The following is a 2,414-nucleotide window of genomic DNA, read 5'->3' as shown; positions in this document are numbered from 1 at the left end:
TTGATATAATTCTGGTACCATTTTCAATTGATAGGTCGTATTGACAAGTTATGACCTATCTTTTTTTACCATAATTCGCTCAATTTAAGATATATCAAGGGTTACAGGGCGCTTGTCGCCCCCCCAGCTAATTAATCCCATATTTAAACGAATTTTCGGAGATTTTAATAAAACTTTAATTCTTTATTGAATTAATAAAAAATGATATCAAACTCTGGAACTTATCCCCTTGATGATGTAACGAGTAAAACTCTTTTGTGAGATAAAAGTAAATTTCCCAGGTTGGAGGTGGAGTTAAAGAGCGATCGCATTTTAATCCGATAGACAATCCCCCACACATTTGGAGCAATTTGTTGTAACATTGGTTCAGAGCCACCGAAATCAGCTGATGATAAATTCATAATTAACTCTAATTAACTTGATGTTGTAATCACGTTAATTTTTCCTTGCCTTCAATTAAATGTTCTCTCCCTGGCTAGTAAATTCCGGACAGTTTTTCAGAAAAACTTTTGCTGCTATATAAGGTCAGTGAAGCTAACAGCCCATGGGCTACGCCCACGCTACGCGAACAGATAAGGGTGTTTATATCTGGGTTGTAAACACACGAATTGCTGAAAAAGGCAACAGGCAACAGGCTTGCATACAAGATGGCAAAGAGATCCGGAGTTTTATTGGACAAGAAAACAATACCATACAGGTTTACATCTCATTTGGAAAGGCGATAACAGCCGTTAGCTTTCAGCTAGTGTTTTGGTAGCTACAGTGGTAAATAAAAACAGGAAGTAGGAGCGCACGCCATACGCCCCTATGAGATAAGTGGGTTTGGTGAACAGTTTTGGGTCAGTCTTGACCTCGTGATACCCGAACACCATCGGAATACAAGCGGAATACAATTGAACGGTAACAGTGTCTTGATGCAGTAGCGAGTGGGGGAAACCCCCGCAGGTCGGCGCTGCATCGCTATCAATCCAATCGACTGTCTCCAAACCTTTCCAACAGTTCCTGACGAGACAAGTTAAGCAGCACCTGAGTACGCTCTGTGATCGGCAACTGCATCAAAGGCTCAATTGTCCGGGATAATTCTTTATCAACAGTGCCAAATCGCCCTGCTAGTAGATTCTCCACCATCAGGCGCTGTCCCTCTAAATTTCCTTGTTCCTTGCCTTGTTCTCTTCCTTGCTCTAAGGTTTCTTCTCGCCAACGCAAATAAGCTGGTGATAAATTCATAATTAACTCCCTCTCGTCTTCAGTTAAATCTTCACTTTCTTCTATTTTGTCTATTTTGATGCGCCAGTTGGCTAGAATCTCTAAGATGTTGCCCCGTAAGGGGTGTCCGACCGGTAGTGCTAGCAACTCATTAATGGCTTGGCTTTGAGTCTTATCCCGTCCCAAAATTCTTAACCACAGGGTTTCTTCGGTAACAGGTAGCTGGTTAATGGCTACCAGGGCTGTGTTGAACCACTCAGGCAAAAAGTAAACTCCTGCAACCCAATCACCGGAATCACTAAGTTTTGCAGCAAAGCCGTTCAACAGCTGGGCTGAACAGGACGGGGACAAAATCCATAAACAGGGCAAGTCGGTTTCACTGACAGGGTTTTGCTCTCGTCGTGCTTTGCGCTGTAGGTCACTGTAGAGGGCAAACAACTTCAGCAGGCAATTGCGCACTGCCATGATCCCTGTGGCATTGCGGAAAGGTTCCAACAAACAGGCGGTTGATGCCATCTGACCGAGCAATCCAATTTCCTGTGCTGCTGTGGATTTAGAAGCTGTTGGTAGAAACCAAATATCGACTTGACGAACTTCACTGGTTAGTTCTCGACTGACTTCTACTTGACCGTGAGGTGTTAACAACTCCGTTAGATACTGTTTGGCAAATTGATCATGAGGCTGTCGGGTCATGAATCCTAACTCTTTGGGGTTGGTGTTAGTAGCCTTTCACAACTGGTCTGGCCAAAAACAGATCCATATGATCTTGACATTTGAGACTTTTACCCCATAACCCAAGCTAAGGGCGCAAGGGAAGCGCCCCAGCCGAACTTCTGACATCGAACTGAGCTTGGAATACCACCGCAATCCCATTGAACGGTAACAGTATCAATCCGATCGACTGTCTCTAAACCTCTCTAACAGTTCCTGACGAGACAAGTTAAGCAGCACCTGAGTACGCTCTGTGATCGGCAACTGCATCAAAGGCTCAATTGTCCGGGATAATTCTTTATCAACAGTGCCAAATCGCCCTGCTAGTAGATTCTCCACCATCAGGCGCTGTCCCTCTAAATTGCCTTGTTCTAAGGTTTCTTCTCGCCAACGCAAATAAGCTGGTGATAAATTCATAATTAACTCCCTCTCGTCTTCAGTTAAATCTTCACTTTCTTCTATTTTGTCTATTTTGATGCGCCAGTTGGCTAGAATCT

The 2,414-nt window shown here is 43.7% G+C and carries 3 protein-coding genes and 1 pseudogene; 1 reads left to right on the top strand and 3 read right to left on the bottom strand.

Annotated elements, in window-relative coordinates:
* Positions 1-221: 221 nt before the first annotated feature.
* The gene (locus tag F6K52_RS35330; protein ID WP_293089716.1) at positions 222-401 is read right to left on the bottom strand and encodes a hypothetical protein; all 180 of its coding nucleotides are present in this window, start codon (positions 399-401) and stop codon (positions 222-224) included.
* A 143-nt stretch (positions 402-544) separates the two neighbouring features.
* On the opposite strand from F6K52_RS35330, the gene F6K52_RS35325 reads away from it, so the two are divergent.
* Positions 545-757 carry a hypothetical protein gene (locus F6K52_RS35325; protein WP_293089714.1) on the top strand — a complete coding sequence of 71 codons (213 nt, stop codon included), beginning with the start codon at positions 545-547 and terminating at the stop codon, positions 755-757.
* Positions 758-963: 206 nt separating this feature from the next.
* Here the strand turns inward: F6K52_RS35325 and F6K52_RS35320 are convergent, their stop codons facing one another.
* Positions 964-1,899, bottom strand: coding sequence for a hypothetical protein (locus F6K52_RS35320; protein WP_293089712.1), 936 nt, complete (start codon positions 1,897-1,899; stop codon positions 964-966).
* A 195-nt stretch (positions 1,900-2,094) separates the two neighbouring features.
* Positions 2,095-2,414 (bottom strand): annotated as a pseudogene (locus F6K52_RS35315) (hypothetical protein); the annotation flags it as partial.

The sequence above is a fragment of the Moorena sp. SIO3H5 genome (assembly GCF_010692395.1).
In the GTDB taxonomy this organism is placed as follows: domain Bacteria; phylum Cyanobacteriota; class Cyanobacteriia; order Cyanobacteriales; family Coleofasciculaceae; genus Moorena.
The sequence above is the reverse complement of the archived record's forward strand: the minus strand, read 5'-3'. Positions and strand labels throughout refer to the sequence as shown.

What these genes read in the sequence shown, in the direction of transcription:
- F6K52_RS35330 (WP_293089716.1), bottom strand. Translation starts at nt 401, where the DNA reads ATGAATTTATCATCAGCTGATTTCGGTGGCTCTGAACCAATGTTACAA.
- F6K52_RS35320 (WP_293089712.1), bottom strand. Translation starts at nt 1,899, where the DNA reads ATGACCCGACAGCCTCATGATCAATTTGCCAAACAGTATCTAACGGAG.
- F6K52_RS35325 (WP_293089714.1), top strand. Translation starts at nt 545, where the DNA reads ATGGGCTACGCCCACGCTACGCGAACAGATAAGGGTGTTTATATCTGG.